General features: G+C 63.7%; 13 protein-coding genes. 5 read left to right on the top strand and 8 right to left on the bottom strand.

What is annotated here, in order from left to right:
• The first annotated feature begins 90 nt into the window (after positions 1–90).
• Genes mfd through CAY82_RS23580 form a run of 3 tightly spaced genes read left to right on the top strand, consistent with a single transcriptional unit; the run spans position 91 to position 7,435 of the window.
• Positions 91–3,540 carry a transcription-repair coupling factor gene (gene mfd, locus CAY82_RS23590; RefSeq protein WP_087503301.1) on the top strand — a complete coding sequence of 1,150 codons (3,450 nt, stop codon included), beginning with the start codon at positions 91–93 and terminating at the stop codon, positions 3,538–3,540.
• A gap of 9 nt (positions 3,541–3,549) precedes the next feature.
• The gene (locus CAY82_RS23585; protein WP_087503300.1) at positions 3,550–4,122 is read left to right on the top strand and encodes a CsiV family protein; all 573 of its coding nucleotides are present in this window, start codon (positions 3,550–3,552) and stop codon (positions 4,120–4,122) included.
• A gap of 4 nt (positions 4,123–4,126) precedes the next feature.
• On the top strand, positions 4,127–7,435 hold the full coding sequence (locus CAY82_RS23580) for a DEAD/DEAH box helicase (protein WP_087503299.1): 3,309 nt from the start codon (positions 4,127–4,129) through the stop codon (positions 7,433–7,435).
• 196 nt (positions 7,436–7,631) lie between these two features.
• On the opposite strand, the gene nagZ is transcribed toward CAY82_RS23580, so the two are convergent.
• The 3 genes from nagZ to CAY82_RS23560 are packed head-to-tail and all read right to left on the bottom strand — an operon-like array spanning position 7,632 to position 9,931.
• The gene (nagZ, locus tag CAY82_RS23570; RefSeq protein WP_170931124.1) at positions 7,632–8,630 is read right to left on the bottom strand and encodes a beta-N-acetylhexosaminidase; all 999 of its coding nucleotides are present in this window, start codon (positions 8,628–8,630) and stop codon (positions 7,632–7,634) included.
• Between the two features lie 22 nt (positions 8,631–8,652).
• On the bottom strand, positions 8,653–9,177 hold the full coding sequence (locus tag CAY82_RS23565) for a L,D-transpeptidase (RefSeq protein WP_087503297.1): 525 nt from the start codon (positions 9,175–9,177) through the stop codon (positions 8,653–8,655).
• A 40-nt stretch (positions 9,178–9,217) separates the two neighbouring features.
• Positions 9,218–9,931 (bottom strand): TetR/AcrR family transcriptional regulator, encoded by a 714-nt coding sequence (locus CAY82_RS23560; RefSeq protein ID WP_087503296.1) that lies wholly within the window; start codon positions 9,929–9,931, stop codon positions 9,218–9,220.
• 217 nt (positions 9,932–10,148) lie between these two features.
• On the opposite strand from CAY82_RS23560, the gene lexA reads away from it, so the two are divergent.
• Both lexA and sulA read left to right on the top strand, forming a co-directional pair.
• Entirely contained in the window at positions 10,149–10,757 is a 609-nt protein-coding gene (gene lexA, locus CAY82_RS23555; protein ID WP_087503295.1) for a transcriptional repressor LexA, read from the top strand.
• Positions 10,758–10,770: 13 nt separating this feature from the next.
• The gene (gene sulA / locus CAY82_RS23550; protein ID WP_087503294.1) at positions 10,771–11,247 is read left to right on the top strand and encodes an SOS-induced cell division inhibitor SulA; all 477 of its coding nucleotides are present in this window, start codon (positions 10,771–10,773) and stop codon (positions 11,245–11,247) included.
• A gap of 49 nt (positions 11,248–11,296) precedes the next feature.
• Here sulA and CAY82_RS23545 read toward each other — a convergent pair whose 3' ends face one another.
• The 5 genes from CAY82_RS23545 to fadA form a co-directional block, all read right to left on the bottom strand.
• Positions 11,297–11,530: a hypothetical protein gene (locus CAY82_RS23545; protein WP_004376430.1), complete on the bottom strand. Its 234-nt coding sequence runs from the start codon at positions 11,528–11,530 to the stop codon at positions 11,297–11,299.
• 50 nt (positions 11,531–11,580) lie between these two features.
• Positions 11,581–12,096 (bottom strand): DUF6586 family protein, encoded by a 516-nt coding sequence (locus CAY82_RS23540; RefSeq protein ID WP_087503293.1) that lies wholly within the window; start codon positions 12,094–12,096, stop codon positions 11,581–11,583.
• A 188-nt stretch (positions 12,097–12,284) separates the two neighbouring features.
• Entirely contained in the window at positions 12,285–14,894 is a 2,610-nt protein-coding gene (gene topA / locus CAY82_RS23535) for a type I DNA topoisomerase (protein ID WP_087503292.1), read from the bottom strand.
• A 100-nt stretch (positions 14,895–14,994) separates the two neighbouring features.
• Positions 14,995–15,246, bottom strand: coding sequence for a DUF1653 domain-containing protein (locus CAY82_RS23530; protein ID WP_087503291.1), 252 nt, complete (start codon positions 15,244–15,246; stop codon positions 14,995–14,997).
• 77 nt (positions 15,247–15,323) lie between these two features.
• Positions 15,324–16,499, bottom strand: a complete 1,176-nt coding sequence (gene fadA, locus CAY82_RS23525) for an acetyl-CoA C-acyltransferase FadA (RefSeq protein WP_013971712.1) — start codon at positions 16,497–16,499, stop codon at positions 15,324–15,326.
• Between the last annotated feature and the right edge of the window lie 13 nt (positions 16,500–16,512).

Below are 16,512 nucleotides of genomic sequence, written 5' to 3'. Positions count from 1 at the left end.
GCCAGCGTTCATGCCCTTTCGAACCTGACAGCCGGCATCGTCACCGGTACAATCGATCTCTTTGCCGCAACGCTTGGAGTGCAATCTCCCGTGTCAGTTCTGCGCCTACCGCAAATGTCGGCCACGGCCGGCAAACAAACCTGGGGCAATCTACCCGGTGCCGCCCTCAGCCTGGCCATCGCCGAGGCCGCCAGCAGCGCGGGCCGCTTCACTTTGCTGCTGACTGCCGACAGCCAGGCAGCCGATCGTCTGGAACAGGAACTTCGTTTCTTTGCCCCGGACCTGCCGGTACTGCCGTTCCCCGATTGGGAAACCCTGCCCTACGACCTGTTCTCGCCGCACCAGGACATCATTTCCCAGCGCATCGCCAGCCTCTACCGCCTGCCGGAGCTGAGCCACGGCATCCTCGTGGTGCCGGTCACCACCGCCCTGCACCGCCTGGCGCCGACCCGTTTCCTGCTGGGCAGCAGCCTGGTGCTGGATGTGGGCCAGACCATCGACGTGGAGCAGATGCGCACACGCCTGGAAGCCAGTGGCTATCGCTGCGTCGACACCGTCTACGAGCATGGCGAGTTCGCCGTACGCGGCGCACTGATCGACCTGTTCCCGATGGGCAGCAAACTGCCCTACCGCATCGACCTGTTCGATGACGAGATCGAGACGCTGCGCACTTTCGACCCCGAGACCCAGCGCTCGATCGACAAGGTCGATTCGGTGCGCCTGCTGCCGGCGCGCGAGTTCCCGATGCAGAAAGAGGAAGTCACCCGCTTCAAGGCGCGCTTCCGCGAACGCTTCGACGTCGACTTCCGCCGCAGCGCGATCTTCCAGGATTTGGCCAGCGGCATCATCCCCGCCGGCATCGAGTACTACCTACCGCTGTTCTTCGAAGAAACCTCGACCCTGTTCGACTACCTGCCGGCCGACACCCAGGTGTTCTCGCTACCCGGCGTGGAACAGGCCGCCGAACACTTCTGGAACGACGTGCGCGGGCGTTATGAAGACCGCCGTGGCGACCTGAGCCGGCCGCTGCTGCCGCCAGCCGAGCTGTTCCTGCCAGTGGAAGACTGCTTCGCCAGGCTCAAGCAATGGCCACGGGTGGTGGTCAGCAGCGAAGACCTCGACCCGGGCGTGGGCCGCGAGCGCCTCCCCGCACGCGCCCTGCCCAACCTGGCAATCGAGGCCAAGGCCAACCAGCCCTTGGCTGAACTGGCCAACTTCCTCGACCAGTTCCCCGGCCGCGTGCTGTTCACCGCCGAATCGGCGGGACGTCGCGAAGTACTGCTGGAGCTGCTCGAACGGCTGAAACTGCGCCCGCACACCGTCGACGGCTGGGCCGACTTCATCACCGGCAGCGAGCGCCTGGCGATCACCATCGCTCCGCTGGACGACGGCCTGCTGCTGGACGATCCGGCCATCGCCCTGGTTGCCGAAAGCCCGCTGTTCGGCCAGCGGGTCATGCAGCGCCGCCGCCGCGACAAACGCGGCGAAGCCGCCAACGACGCGGTGATCAAGAACCTCACCGAGCTGCGCGAAGGCGCACCGGTGGTGCACATCGACCATGGCGTGGGCCGCTACCTGGGCCTGGCCACCCTGGAAATCGATGGCCAGGCCGCCGAATTCCTCACCCTGGAATACGCCGAGGGCGCCAAACTGTACGTGCCGGTGGCCAACCTGCACCTGATTGCCCGCTACACGGGCAGCGACGATGCCCTGGCACCCCTGCACCGGCTAGGCTCGGAGGCCTGGCAGAAGGCCAAGCGCAAGGCCGCCGAACAGGTGCGCGACGTGGCTGCCGAACTGCTCGACATCTATGCCCGCCGCGCCGCGCGCAAGGGCTATGCGTTTGCCGACCCGTCCGCCGACTACGCCACCTTCAGCGCCGGCTTCCCGTTCGAGGAAACCCCGGACCAGCAGGCTGCCATCGAGGCCGTGCGCACCGACATGCTGGCGCCCAAACCTATGGACCGCCTGGTATGCGGCGACGTCGGCTTCGGTAAGACCGAAGTGGCCATGCGCGCGGCGTTCATCGCCGTGCACAGCGGCCGCCAGGTGGCCGTGCTGGTGCCCACCACCCTGCTCGCCCAGCAGCACTACAACAGTTTCCGCGATCGCTTCGCCGACTGGCCAGTGACCGTGGAGGTGATGAGCCGCTTCAAGTCGGCCAAGGAAGTGGCCAACGCCGCCGCCGATCTGGCCGAAGGCAAGATCGACATCCTCATCGGCACCCACAAGCTGCTGCAGGACGATGTGCGTTTCAAGGACCTGGGCCTGGCCATCATCGACGAAGAGCACCGCTTTGGCGTGCGCCAGAAGGAACAGCTCAAGGCCCTGCGCAGCGAGGTGGACATCCTCACCCTCACCGCCACGCCGATCCCGCGTACGCTGAACATGGCGGTAGCGGGCATGCGCGACCTGTCGATCATCGCCACGCCGCCGGCACGTCGCTTGTCGGTACGCACCTTCGTCATGGAACAGAACAAGAGCACGGTCAAGGAGGCGCTGCTGCGTGAGCTGCTGCGCGGTGGCCAGGTGTACTACCTGCACAACGATGTAAAAACCATCGAGAAATGCGCGGCCGACCTTGCCGAACTGGTGCCCGAGGCGCGCATCGGCATCGGCCATGGGCAGATGCGCGAGCGCGAGCTGGAACAGGTGATGAGCGACTTCTACCACAAGCGCTTCAACGTGCTGGTGGCCTCGACCATCATCGAAACCGGCATCGACGTGCCCAGTGCCAACACCATCGTCATCGAACGCGCCGACAAGTTCGGCCTGGCCCAGCTGCACCAGTTGCGCGGTCGGGTGGGGCGCAGCCACCACCAGGCCTACGCCTATCTGCTGACGCCAACCCGGCAGAAGGTCAGTGCCGACGCCGAAAAACGCCTGGAGGCGATCGCCAACACCCAGGACCTCGGTGCAGGCTTCGTGCTGGCCACCAACGACCTGGAGATTCGCGGTGCCGGCGAGCTGCTGGGCGAAGGCCAGAGCGGGCAGATTCAGGCGGTGGGCTTTACCCTTTATATGGAAATGCTCGAGCGCGCGGTCAAGGCGATCCGCAAGGGCACCCAGCCGAACCTCGAGCAGCCGCTGGGCGGTGGTCCGGAGATCAACCTGCGCCTGCCGGCACTGATCCCCGAGGACTACCTGCCAGACGTGCATGCGCGGCTGATCCTGTACAAGCGCATTGCCTCGGCCGCCGACGAAGAAGGCCTCAAGGACCTGCAGGTCGAGATGATCGACCGCTTCGGCCTGCTGCCCGAGCCGACCAAGAACCTGATGCGCCTGACCTCGCTCAAGCTGCAAGCGGAAAAGCTCGGCATCAAGAAAGTCGACGCCGGCCCCAACGGCGGCAAGCTCGAGTTCGAGGCCGAGACCCCGGTCGACCCGCTGACCCTGATCAAGCTGATCCAGGGCCAGCCCAAACGCTACAAGTTCGAAGGCGCCACCCAGTTCCGCTTCCTGGTGCCTATGGAACGCCCCGACGAACGTTTCAATACCCTGGAGGCGCTGTTCGAGCGCCTGACCCCACAGCCTGCCTAAGGAAGACCCATGCGTGCCATCCGTTGCCTGACCCTGCTGCTGGCGCTATTCGCCCCGGCCGCCTTCGCCGAAGGCCTGTATCAGGTAGAAATGATCCTGGTGCGGCAGAACAGCGTGCCCGCCTTCACCAGCCCGTTTGCTCCCGAAGACTGGAGCGCCGGTGCTCCACGTCTGGAGAAGGCCGCCGAGCGCCGCCTGGCGCTGGAAGACGAAGCCACCCGCCTGGAAGCCACCGCCGACTACACCGTATTGCTGCACAAGGCCTGGCAGCAGCAAGTGGGCAGCGAGCCCAGCCGCATCGCCCTGGGCGAAGGTGCCGAGCAGTTCGGCCACTTCCCCATCGAAGGCAACCTGAGCATCGCCGAGGGCCGCTTCATCGCGGTCGAGGCCAACTTCTGGGTCAACCAGCTGGACGGCAACGGCAGCGTGCTGCAAAGCGAGCAGTTCAAGCAGAGCAACAGCAACGTCAAGGGCGGCCAGCTGACCTTCCTCGACGGCGGGCACCTGGCGGTGCTGCTGAAGGTGACGCCACCGGGTACGCCGAAAATGCCGGTGATGGACCCGGAGATGATGGAACAGTGATGCAATGAGTCGTGACGCTCTCCAGCTGCTGCGCGAGTACCCGAACTGGACCCAGTCGTTCACCGACCCGGTTCTGCAGCGCGGTGAGCGTTACGCCCGGGAAGACCGGGTAGAAATCGAAAAATGCAGTGGCCCGCTCATCGAAGCCACCTGCCGCGGAAGCGAAGGCAGCCCGTATCGCCAGAAGATCACGCTCACCGCCATGGCTGGCCGCTGCCACGTACGCGGCCAGTGCAGCTGCCCCGTAGGACACAATTGCAAGCATTGCGCCGCTGCCTTGTTCGTTTTGAGCGAGCCGCAGGCCGCGTGGGACAAGGGCAGTGACACACTGCCGGCCAACCTCCAACGCTGGCTCAAGGGCCTGGAACAGCCAGCTCAGGAACCCGCCGAGGCGCAAGACAAACGCGGCCGCATGGTCTGCTATCAGCTCAGGCTGACCGACGAGCCTGGCTGCGCCTTGCGAGTGCGCAAAGGCACCCGCGAAGAAAACGGCATACGCTACAGCCGCGTTCAGTCACTGTATGAATTTCTGTACGAGCCCCCTCGCTTCGTCAGGGAAGAGGATATCCGCATCCTGCGCCTGCTTTCGGCCCTGAATCAAGTCGGCAGCCAGGACCGTGGTTACCAGCTCAAGGGCCGTGAAGGCGGCGAATTGTTCCAGCGTGCCCTGGATACCGGTCGCATGCTTTACGACGAATACAAGCCAATGCTGCGCGAGGGTGCGGCGCTTGCGGCGGAATTCCGCTGGGTACGCCTGGACAACGGCCACTATCGCGGCATCTGGTATCACGGCGAAACGCCCCTGAACTGCGTGATTCCGCTACTGCCCCTTTACTATTTCAATTTCGCCACCAGTGAAGTGGGCAAGATCGAACACTCACTCGATTCGCACATTGCCCTGCAACTGACCATCGCTCCTGACGTTCCGGAACACCTCGTAGTCCCCCTCAGCCACAAGCTCAACGCCTTGAACCACCAACTCCCAACGCCGACCACGCTGAACGAACAACTCATCGACGACCTACCACCCAGGCCGCACCTGACCCTCGGCAGCCTCGAATTCAGCGCCTACATGCCCAAGACCGGGCGGATGCAACGGCAGATGCAACACCGTGCAGCGCTGGCATTCGACTACGACGGCCTGCGCGCCAGCGGCAGCGACGACAAGCCGCTGACCCGCCTGGTCGGCGACACCAGCCAGCGCATCCGCCGCCAACCCCAGGCCGAGCAGGCGCTACGCAAAGTGCTGCGCGACCTCGGTTTCAAGGCCGCCACCCGGCAGAGCAAGGCCCTGCCTGACAGCGCCGGCGAAATGCTCCAGTTGCCCGATGACGAAGCCTGGCTGCACTTTGCCCGCGAAGGCCTGCCGCGCCTGCGCGAAGCCGGTTGGGACATCGACATCCACCGCGACTTCGCCTTCAACCTTCAGGAGGTGGACGACTGGTACGCGACCATCGACGAAGCGCCCGGCCATGAATGGTTCGACCTGGAGTTGGGCATCGTGGTCGATGGCCAGCGCCACAGCCTGCTGCCGATCGTGCTGCAACTGTTGCGCAGCAACCCGGAACTGCTGCGCCCCAGCGAACTGGCCCGGCGCAGTGACGATGAGCACCTGCTGATCGACCTAAACCGCGGCCGCCTCGATGCCCCGGCCCTGCGCGTTGCCTTGCCCTATGGCCGCATCAAGGCAGTGATGGGCACTCTGGGCGAGCTGTACCTGCACGAAGACGCCGCAGGTCCGTCCCTGCGCCTGGACCGCGCCGATGCTGCACGCCTGAACGACATCGACGGCCTGCCCCTGCATTGGGAGGGTGGCGAGCACGTGCGCGATCTGGGCCGTCGCCTGGGCGATGCCCGTGAATTGCAGGTAGAACCGCCGACCGGGCTGCAGGCCAGCCTGCGCCCTTACCAGCAACAAGGCCTGAACTGGCTGCAGGCGCTGCGCGAGATGGGCACCGGCGGCATCCTCGGCGACGACATGGGGCTGGGCAAGACCCTGCAGGCACTGGCACACCTGCTGCTGGAGAAACAGTCGGGGCGCCTGAGCGCACCAGCCCTGGCGGTGATGCCGACCAGCCTGGTGCCCAACTGGCTGGACGAAGCCCAGCGCTTCGCCCCCGGGCTGCGCGTGCTGGCCCTGCAAGGCCCGGGGCGCAGCAAGCATTTCGCCAAACTGCACGAATACGACCTGGTCCTCACCACCTATGCCCTGGTGCCGCGCGACCTCGAGCACCTGCGCGCCCAGGCCTGGCATGTGCTGGTGCTGGACGAGGCGCAAAACATCAAGAGCAGCACCAGCAAGGCCGCCCTCGCCGTCTACGAACTGCGGGCCAATCAGCGCGTCTGCCTGACCGGCACGCCAATGGAAAACAACCTGGGCGAGCTGTGGTCGATTTTCCACTTCCTCATGCCTGGCTGGCTAGGTGACCTGAAGCGCTTCAACCAGGACTATCGCACACCGATCGAGCGCCACGGCGACAGCGAGCGCATGGCCCACCTTGCCAGCCGCATACGCCCGTTCCTGCTGCGCCGCACCAAGGAACAGGTGGCCACCGAGCTGCCGGCCAAGACCGAGATGGTGCATTGGGTCGAGCTTAGCGATGCCCAGCGCGACACCTACGAGGCCGTGCGGGTGGCCATGGACAAGAAAGTCCGCGATGAAATCGCCCGCAATGGCGCCGCGCGCAGCCAGATCATCATCCTCGACGCCCTGCTCAAGCTGCGCCAGGTGTGCTGCGACCTGCGCCTGGTCAAAGGGGTGGAAAGCAAAGGCAACCAGGCCGACAAGGGCAAACTGGGCGCGCTGCTGGAAATGCTCGAAGAGCTGCTGAGCGAAGGGCGCCGGGTGCTTTTGTTCTCGCAGTTCACCTCGATGCTGGCGTTGATCGAGCAGGAGCTGGAAAAGCGCAAGATCCGCTACAGCCTGCTGACCGGCGACACCCGCGACCGACGTACGCCGGTACAGCAATTCCAGCAGGGTGACAGCGAAGTGTTCCTGATCAGCCTCAAGGCGGGTGGCGTGGGGTTGAACCTGACGGCTGCAGACACGGTGATCCACTTCGACCCCTGGTGGAACCCGGCCAGCGAGAACCAGGCCACCGATCGCGCCTACCGCATCGGCCAGGACAAGCCGGTGTTCGTGTTCAAGCTGATCACCCGGGGAACGGTGGAAGAAAAGATCCAGCTGTTGCAGCAGGAGAAGGCGGCGCTTGCGGCGAGCCTGCTCGATGGCGGGCAGGCCGGGCAATGGCGACTGGGGGATGAAGAGATCGAAGCGCTGTTTGCGCCGCTGCCCGGGAAGCGCGGGCGGTAGCCCAGAAGCCTTCGCTGCCTGTGCCGGCCTCTTCGCGGGTAAACCCGCTCCCACAGGGATATCAGTGCCCTCAAGGGCGGTGCTGTATCTGTGGGAGCGGGTTCACCCGCGAAGAGGCCAGCACAGGTACAACACTAATTTCGAAACCAGCACAGCACCTGTGGGAGCGGGCATGCCCGCGAAGGGGCCGACGCGGTCAATCGACCAGCTGCGCCTCCCGCAACGCCCCCAACGCCTCCAGCCACCGCGGCTGCTGGCGATAATCCGTCCGCGCAAACCCTTGCCCACGCATCCGCGCAATCCGCGGCGACGGCTTGACCTTCATCCGCTGCGCCGCACTCAGCGCCAGCTCCGCCGCCGCCCGGTCATTGCACACCAGGCCCATGTCACAACCGGCGCTCAACGCCGCCTCGATCCGACTGGCCGCATCCCCGACAACATGTGCGCCGGCCATCGACAAATCGTCACTGAAAATCACCCCGTCGAAGCCCAGCTCGCCACGCAGGATGTCCTGCAACCAGCGCCGCGAGAAGCCAGCCGGCTGGTTGTCGACCTGCGGATAGATGACGTGCGCCGGCATCACTGCCGCCAACTGCCCGCTCAGGCGGGTGAACGGCACCAGGTCGGCCTGGCGCAACTGCTCGAGGCTGCGCTCATCGGTGGGGATGGCCACATGCGAGTCCGCTTCGGCCCAGCCATGCCCCGGGAAGTGTTTGCCACAGGCCGCCATGCCCGCCGCATTCATGCCACGAATGAACGCCCCGGCCAGTTGCGTGGCCCGCAGCGGGTCCCCCTCGAAGGCGCGGCTGCCCACCACGGCGCTGCGCTGGTGGTCCAGGTCGAGTACCGGGGCAAAGCTGAGGTCCAGGCCAACCGCCAGCACCTCGGTCGCCATCAACCAACCGCACTGCTCGGCCAGGTACTCGGCGTTGTCATTGTCGGCCAGCGCACGCATGGCCGGCAGGCGTACAAAGCCCTGGCGCAGGCGCTGCACGCGGCCGCCCTCCTGGTCCACCGCCAGGATCAAGTCGGGGCGGATGGCGCGGATCGACGCGCACAGCTCACGCACCTGGCGCGGGCTGTCGATGTTCCGGGCAAAGATGATCAGGCCGGCCACTTCAGGCTGGCGCAGCAGGTGACGGTCTTCGGCGGTCAGCCATTTACCGGCGATATCCACCATCAGGGAGCCTTGCAGGCTGACAGTCATGGGTAATCCTTCATTGAAGACTGAGAGAAGCCCACTGGGGGCAGGCGGCCTGCTCGATGCGCACCGGACAATGGGCCGGCACCTGCTCGAACAGGCTTAGCAAATCGGTGTTGCGCAGACGTATGCAACCATGGGACAGCGCTACGCCCATGGGTTCCGTATCCGGGGTGCCGTGCAAGTAGATATGACGGCGGAAGGTGTCGACCGCGCCAAGGCGGTTTACACCCGGCTCACAGCCACTGAGCCAGAGAATGCGGGTAAGGATCCAGTCCCGACCGGGATATTGCGCATGCAAGACTGGGGACCACACCTCACCGGTCCAGCGTCGCCCGACCAATACCGCATTCAGCGGCAAGCCCGCACCGATCTTCGCCCGCACCTGGTGCAAGCCACACGGCGTGCAGCCCGAGCCATTGCGCTCGCCGGCGCCGTTGCGCGCCGTGGAAACCGGCAGGCGTACGCGCAGCTGGCCATGGGCAAAGCCATAAAGGTGCTGGTCGGCGAGGGAAATGTGCAGGAAGTCGAGGTCAGGCATGGGCGCTAGCTTAGCCGAAGCGCCCTGCCCCGCCCAGTCTTCAAGCCTTGGCGGTGGTAGCGCTTGCGCTGGTCTTGGCGCGCGGGCGCAGTTGCGCGGTGGCCATGGCGTCGTCGGTAACACCGCTATCGGCACGCATGCCCGCAGCCAGGAACGGCACCATCAGGCGCATCACCTGCTCTATCGAGGTATTGATGCCGAAATCGGTCTCGGCAATCGCCCGCAGGGCCTTGATGCCGGACATACTGAAAGCGGCGGCACCGAGCATGAAATGCACGCGCCAGAACAGTTCCAGCGGCGGGATGCGCGGCGCGGCCTCGTTGACCAGCAGCATGTAGCGACGAAACACCTTGCCGTACATGTCTTCCAGGTAGCGCCGCAGGTGGCCCTGGCTCTGACTGAAAGCCAGGCCCAGCAGACGCATGAAGATCGACAGGTCATTGTTGCTGCGCGGCTGCACGGCCAAAGCCTGCTCCACCAGCATTTCCAGCAGCTCTTCGAGGCTGGGCTTTTGCTCCGGCTTGGCCTGGCGCCGCTCCAGTTCACGTTCGAGGCTGGCGCAGAACGGCCCGAGGAAGCGCGAGAACACCGCCTGGATCAAGGCCTTCTTGGAACCGAAGTGATAGTTGACCGCCGCCAGGTTGACCCCGGCCTTGCTGGTAATCAGCCGCAACGAGGTTTCTGCGAACCCCCTTTCCGCGAACAGCTGCTCGGCAGCATCGAGAATGCGTTCAACGGTTTCCGATTGGGCCATGACTACTCCGACTACTCCGCCAGACAAACAGGTGTTTGAAACATACGTTTCAGCCCTGCTTCTGTCAAGGCTCTCGGTGACCGGTCGGTCGCCATTTAAATGCGCCAGACGGGTCGCTGCAAGCGACATTCCCGCTGTTTATTGCAGGTTTTGGCTTGCAGCGCATACAGTACTGTATATAATTCCAGTCACTGTACAAAAAGACAGAGCGCCCACCATGTTGAAACTGACGCCACGCCAAGCCGAAATTCTCGCGTTCATCAAGCGTTGCCTGGAAGACAACGGCTTCCCGCCGACGCGCGCCGAGATCGCTCAGGAGCTGGGCTTCAAGTCGCCCAACGCCGCCGAGGAGCACCTCAAGGCCCTCGCCCGCAAGGGTGCGATCGAGATGACCCCGGGCGCCTCCCGCGGCATTCGGATCCCTGGCCTGGAAGCCAAGACCGAAGAAAGCGGCCTGCCGATCATCGGCCGGGTTGCCGCTGGTGCGCCGATCCTTGCCGAACAGCACATTGAGCAATCCTGCAACATCAACCCCGACTTCTTCCACCCCCAGGCCGACTACCTGCTGCGCGTACACGGTATGAGCATGAAGGATGTCGGCATCTTCGACGGCGACCTGCTTGCAGTGCACACCTGCCGCGAAGCCCGAAACGGCCAGATCGTCGTGGCCCGTATCGGCGACGAAGTCACCGTCAAGCGCTTCAAGCGCGAAGGTAGCAAGGTCTGGCTGCTTGCCGAGAACCCCGAATTCGCCCCCATCGAAGTCGACCTGAAAGAACAGGAGCTGGTGATCGAGGGCTTGAGCGTCGGCGTCATTCGCCGCTGATCCAGGAGGCGTCATGCAGCAGTTCATTCACGCACCCGAGCAAGCCCAGTTGCCATTGTTCGAAGCATTCCTCGCCCAGCCCGTACTGCCTGGCCTGAAGGCCAGCGAAGTAACGCGCAAGAGTAGCCAGCCCGAGCTGTTCAGCGAACTGTCGCTGCGCGGAGCGCCCGGGCACTGCCAAAGCCTGCTGGCACCAGTGCTGCGCGAACTGAGCGAAGAGGACGAAACCCGCTGGCTGACCCTGATCGCCCCACCGTCGAGCCTGACCCAGGCCTGGCTACGCGATGCCGGGCTCAACCGTGAACGTATCCTGCTGCTGCAACCGCGTGGCAATCAAAGCCCGCTTCAACTGGCCTGCGAAGCCTTGCGCCTGGGCCGCAGCCACACCGTGGTCAGCTGGCTGGGCAACCTCAACGTCACTGCACGCCAGCAATTGCTGCGCGCCGCCGGCGCCGGAAACGCACAAAGCCTGAACATCCGCCTCGGCTGATGTTCAGGCTTTGCCTGTCACTGCATAAAACCTGATGCCCTGCTGCACCTCAGTGCAGCACACGCGGCCCTTCATCACGCTCAAGCTCGCCATCCATCAGGCGACCGGCCATCTGCACGCCCACGCTGAGCATGGCCTTGGCCACTTCCACATGCTGGCCCTGCAGGAACGCCTTGGCGTCTTCCGAGAAATCCAGGGTTACCAGAGAGCCCTCATCCTCGGCACGACGCAGTTCGATGCGGCCATCAGGCAACTCGACAATTTCCAGAAACGACGTAGACATAAATGGCAGTTCTCCGCGAAAGGCCGCTATTGTACCAGCCGTAGCAGCTATCAGCACTCACTCAACGCGTCGCGGAAACGTCGCACCAGGCCTTTGAGGTTACTGCGCCAACTTTCCAGTTCGGCACGCGACAGCGCCGGATGCTCGGGCTCATCGAGATTGACCGCCTGGATCAATGGCTGGGTGACGTCGGTTTTCGACGCTTTTTTCGCGACCGGTGGTCGGAACAAATCGGCATAAGCACCGAGCATTTGCGCCAGCCAGGTTTCGCGCTGGCGGGCCAGCTCCAGCAGTTCGGCCACTTCCGGAATAGTGATGCCGTTCAGGGCCTCGTCAGCCAGTGCTTGCTCGACCGTTGCAACGGCCGGCAGCCGGTAGAAGCCACCAATTTCATGGCAAAGGCCCAGCAGCGCGCCGTACAGGTGGAACAGCGCCGACTCGCGTTCGGCCTGGACCAGGCCCTGGGCATTCATGGCCTGGCTTTGCTCGGCCTTGGCCATGGACTCCAGGGCGAGGCCGGCAAAGAACAGTTTCTGATTGGTGCGGGTGTAGAGTTCCTGGGCCATTTCAGTGCCCTCCCATGAGGCTGCAAGGCGGATAGCTGCATCATAAATGATTGGGGCCGCTTTGCGCCCCTTCGCGAGCGTGCCCGCTCCCACAGGAATTGCATCAAGCCCAAGGCCTGCGCTGTACCTGTAGGAGCGGGCACGCCCGCGAAGGGGCACGAAGCGGCCCCAATTACAGCACTGACAGATCAGCGCTTGTCTTCAACCTTCCACGCATTGCCGTCGTAGAACGCCTTCCAGCCAGTCGGCTTGCCATCAACCTCGGACTGCACGTACTGCTCCTTGGTCTTGCGGCTGTAGCGGATCACCGCCGGACGGCCTTCCGGGTCTTTCTGCGGCGCATCGCACAGGAAGTGGTACTTCGGGTCGATCTCATGTTTGTGCGGCACGATCTCCAGCACCAGCGGTGCACGGGTTTCGCGGTTCTTGGGGAACTGGCTGGCGGCCAGGAACAACCCCGAAGCGCCATCACGCAGCACGTAGGTATCGTCGACCTTCTCGCACCTAAGCTCTGGCATGTCCACCTTGTCCATCTTCGGCGGCGCCGCCTCGCCGCTCTTGAGCAACTTGCGGGTGTTCTTGCACGACGGATTGGTGCAACCGAAGAACTTGCCGAAGCGGCCAGTCTTCAGCTGCATCTCGCTGCCGCACTTGTCGCACTCCAGGCTCGGCCCTTCGTAGCCCTTGATGCGGTAGTTGCCTTCCTCGATCTCGTAGCCGGTGCAATCCGGGTTGTTACCACAGATGTGCAGCTTGTGCTTCTCATCCAGCAGGTAGGCATCCATCGCCGTGGCACAGATCGGGCAGCGGTGCTTGCCCAGCAGCACGCGGGACTCCGACTCGCCCTCGTCGTCAGCGGCAATCTCGTCGCCCGGCACCAGGTTGACGGTGGCCTTGCAGCGCTCTTTTGGCGGCAGGCTATAGCCCGAGCAACCGAGGAACACGCCGGTAGAGGCGGTGCGGATCATCATCGGCCGGCCACACTCCTTGCACGGAATGTTGGTCATGGTCGGTTGGTTGGCGCGCATGCCGTCTTCGCTGGACTCGGCAGTCTGCAGCTTCTTGCTGAAGTCGCCGTAGAACTCGTCGAGCACGTTCTTCCAGTCACGCTCGCCCTGGGCCACGTCGTCGAGGTTCTCTTCCATGTCGGCGGTAAAGCCGTAGTCCATCAGGTTGGAGAAGCTCTCGGACAGGCGCTCGGTGACGATGTCGCCCATCTTCTCGGAATAGAAGCGGCGGTTGTGCAGGGTCACATAGCCACGATCCTGAATGGTCGAGATGATCGCCGCATAGGTAGACGGGCGGCCGATGCCGCGCTTTTCCATTTCCTTGACCAGGCTGGCTTCGGTGAAGCGCGCCGGCGGCTTGGTGAAGTGCTGGCTCGGGTCGATCTGGATCAGCTTCAGCGCTTCGCCCTGGACCATTTCCGGCAACACGTCGTCTTCGCCCGGCTTGCTCTGCTGCGGCAGCACACGGGTGTAACCGTCGAACTTGAGGATGCGGCCCTTGGCACGCAGCTCGAAATCGCCCGCAGCCACGGTGACGCTGGTGGACAGGTACTGCGCTGGCGGCATCTGGCAGGCCAGGAACTGGCGCCAGATCAGCTCGTACAGGCGCTCGGCGTCGCGCTCCATGCCACTGAGCTTGGTGGGGTGGGTATTCACATCGGAAGGACGAATCGCCTCGTGCGCTTCCTGAGCACCTTCCTTGCTGCCATACACCAGCGGCGCCTCAGGCAGATACTGCTTGCCGAACTCGCGCTCGATGTAGCTGCGAGCCATGTCCAAGGCGTCGGCCGACAGGTTGGTCGAGTCGGTACGCATGTAGGTGATGTAGCCGGCTTCGTACAAGCGCTGGGCCATCATCATGGTTTTCTTCACACCGAAGCCCAGGCGATTGCTGGCTGCCTGCTGCAGTGTGGAGGTAATGAAAGGTGCCGACGGCTTGCTGCTGGTCGGACGGTCTTCGCGCTTGACCACGCTGTAGCTGGACGCCTTGAGCTTCTCCAGCGCCGCCATGGCCTGGGCTTCGTTCAGCGGCTTGAAGGCTTCACCCTTCTCGCGCGCCACCTCGAAACGCACCTTGGCGTTCTTGGCGGTGCCGAGGTCGGCGTGGATTTCCCAGTACTCTTCCGGGATGAACGCGCGGATTTCGCGCTCGCGCTCCACCACCAGCTTCACTGCCACCGACTGTACACGGCCGGCGGACAGGCCACGGGCGATCTTGGCCCACAGCAGCGGCGAAACCATGTAGCCGACCACGCGATCGAGGAAGCGCCGGGCCTGCTGGGCGTTGACCCGGTCAATATCCAGCTCGCCCGGCTGCGAGAAGGCATCCTGAATGGCCTTTTTGGTAATTTCGTTGAACACCACGCGCTTGTAGCGGGTGTCATCACCACCGATGGCCTCGCGCAGGTGCCAGGCAATGGCTTCCCCTTCGCGGTCCAAGTCGGTTGCGAGATAGATGGTGTCGGCATCCTTGGCCAGGCGGCGCAGCTCTTCGATCACCTTTTCCTTGCCAGGCAGGATCTCGTACTTGGCCTTCCAGCCATGCTCGGGATCGACGCCCATGCGTGCCACCAGCTGGCGGCGTGCCTTTTCCTTGGGCGACAGGGCCGGAGCCTCACCCGCGGCCTTGCCACGCTTGGCGGCCGGCTCTTTGCTGGCGCTGGCCGAACCGCTGGTGGGGAGGTCTCGGATATGGCCGATACTCGACTTCACCACGTACTGGTTGCCCAGGTACTTGTTGATGGTCTTGGCCTTGGCCGGGGATTCCACAATGACCAGCGATTTGCCCATGGATCGGAGTATTCCTGAATCTGAAGATGAAAAACGCGTCAGGTGCCAGACGCGGCACCGCTATATATAGTGGCAAAAGTGTGAGGTCAAGTTCGGACTATCACTCGTGCGACTTGCCCAGCAACCCGGACAGCCCTTCTTCGGCCTTGACCAAAGCAAAGCGTGGCACCTGCTCGCCGTCAACCTCGACGGACTCCTGGAACATCGAAAGTGGCCGTACCCAGAAGCTGTAATCACCATACAGGCATTGGTAGAACACCATCCACTCTTCGCTCTCGGAGTGCCGCGCAACACTGAAGACACGGTACTCAGGCCCTTTGTAATGCCGGTATACGCCTGGTTGTATCTGCATGTTGCCCACCCTCTTGAATAAAACCTGAAAAAAACAAAACCGGGGCACAAGGCCCCGGTCGCTGTCCCGCTACGCGATCAGACGCGCTCGAAGACAGTGGTGATACCTTGGCCGAGGCCGACGCACATGGTCGCCACACCCAGGGTACCGCCATTCTGCTTCATGACGTTGAGCAGGGTGCCGGAAATCCGGGCCCCGGAGCAACCGAACGGATGGCCCAAGGCAATGGCGCCGCCGTGCAGGTTAACCTTCTCATCCATCTTGTCGAGTACTTTCAAGTCTTTCAGCACTGGCAGGGCCTGTGCGGCGAAGGCTTCGTTGAGCTCGATGAAGTCTATGTCGGCCATGGTCAGGCCAGCACGCTTGAGGGCCTTCTGGGTCGACGGCACCGGGCCGTAGCCCATGATCGCGGGGTCGACACCGGCCACCGCCATGGAACGAATGACCGCCAATGGCTGGATACCCAGGTCCATGGCGCGCTGGCCGGACATGACGATCATGCACGACGCACCGTCGGTGATCTGCGACGAGGTACCGGCAGTGACGGTACCGCCTTTCGGGTTGAATGCCGGCTTCAGCGACGCCAGGCCTTCGAGGGTGGTCTCCGGGCGAATGGTTTCGTCGAAATCGAACACCTTCAGGAAACCATTCTCGTCATAGCCCTGCATCGGGATGATTTCGTCCTTGAACTTGCCTTCGACCGTGGCCTTGTGGGCCAACTGGTGCGAACGCAGGCCGAACAGGTCCTGCTGCTCACGGGTGATGCCGTGCATCTTGCCGAGCATTTCCGCAGTCAGGCCCATCATCCCGGACGCCTTGGCGGCGTGCAAGGACAGGTGCGGGTTGGGGTCGACACCATGCATCATGCTGACGTGGCCCATGTGCTCCACGCCACCGACCACGAATACATCACCGTTGCCGGTCATGATCGCTTGGGCGGCGGTGTGCAGCGCGCTCATCGACGAGCCGCACAGGCGGCTGACGGTCTGCGCTGCGGAAGTGTGCGGGATCTGGGTCATCAGCGAGGCCATGCGGGCAATGTTCCAGCCCTGCTCGAGGGTCTGGTTGACGCAGCCCCAGATCACGTCCTCAACCTCTTTCGGGTCGACCTTGTCGTTGCGTTCCAGCAGCTTGCTGATCAGGTGTGCCGACATGTCTTCGGCGCGGGTATTGCGGTGCATGCCACCCTTGGAGCGGCCCATCGGCGTGCGACCGAAGTCGACAATCACCACGTCTCTTGGATTCAGGCTCATATCAAATCTCTCG

This window comes from Pseudomonas sp. SID14000, assembly GCF_002165135.1.
Lineage (GTDB): Bacteria > Pseudomonadota > Gammaproteobacteria > Pseudomonadales > Pseudomonadaceae > Aquipseudomonas.
Note: the sequence above shows the minus strand (reverse complement) of the source record. Positions and strands in the feature narration are given on the sequence as shown.

Excerpts from the sequence above, each read along its gene's own strand:
- topA (WP_087503292.1), bottom strand. The coding sequence starts at position 14,894 with ATGGGCAAATCGCTGGTCATTGTGGAATCCCCGGCCAAGGCCAAGACC.
- CAY82_RS23560 (WP_087503296.1), bottom strand. The coding sequence starts at position 9,931 with ATGGCCCAATCGGAAACCGTTGAACGCATTCTCGATGCTGCCGAGCAG.
- CAY82_RS23540 (WP_087503293.1), bottom strand. The coding sequence starts at position 12,096 with ATGGCCCAGGAACTCTACACCCGCACCAATCAGAAACTGTTCTTTGCC.
- CAY82_RS23580 (WP_087503299.1), top strand. The coding sequence starts at position 4,127 with ATGAGTCGTGACGCTCTCCAGCTGCTGCGCGAGTACCCGAACTGGACC.
- CAY82_RS23585 (WP_087503300.1), top strand. The coding sequence starts at position 3,550 with ATGCGTGCCATCCGTTGCCTGACCCTGCTGCTGGCGCTATTCGCCCCG.
- lexA (WP_087503295.1), top strand. The coding sequence starts at position 10,149 with ATGTTGAAACTGACGCCACGCCAAGCCGAAATTCTCGCGTTCATCAAG.
- sulA (WP_087503294.1), top strand. The coding sequence starts at position 10,771 with ATGCAGCAGTTCATTCACGCACCCGAGCAAGCCCAGTTGCCATTGTTC.
- CAY82_RS23530 (WP_087503291.1), bottom strand. The coding sequence starts at position 15,246 with ATGCAGATACAACCAGGCGTATACCGGCATTACAAAGGGCCTGAGTAC.
- fadA (WP_013971712.1), bottom strand. The coding sequence starts at position 16,499 with ATGAGCCTGAATCCAAGAGACGTGGTGATTGTCGACTTCGGTCGCACG.
- CAY82_RS23565 (WP_087503297.1), bottom strand. The coding sequence starts at position 9,177 with ATGCCTGACCTCGACTTCCTGCACATTTCCCTCGCCGACCAGCACCTT.
- CAY82_RS23545 (WP_004376430.1), bottom strand. The coding sequence starts at position 11,530 with ATGTCTACGTCGTTTCTGGAAATTGTCGAGTTGCCTGATGGCCGCATC.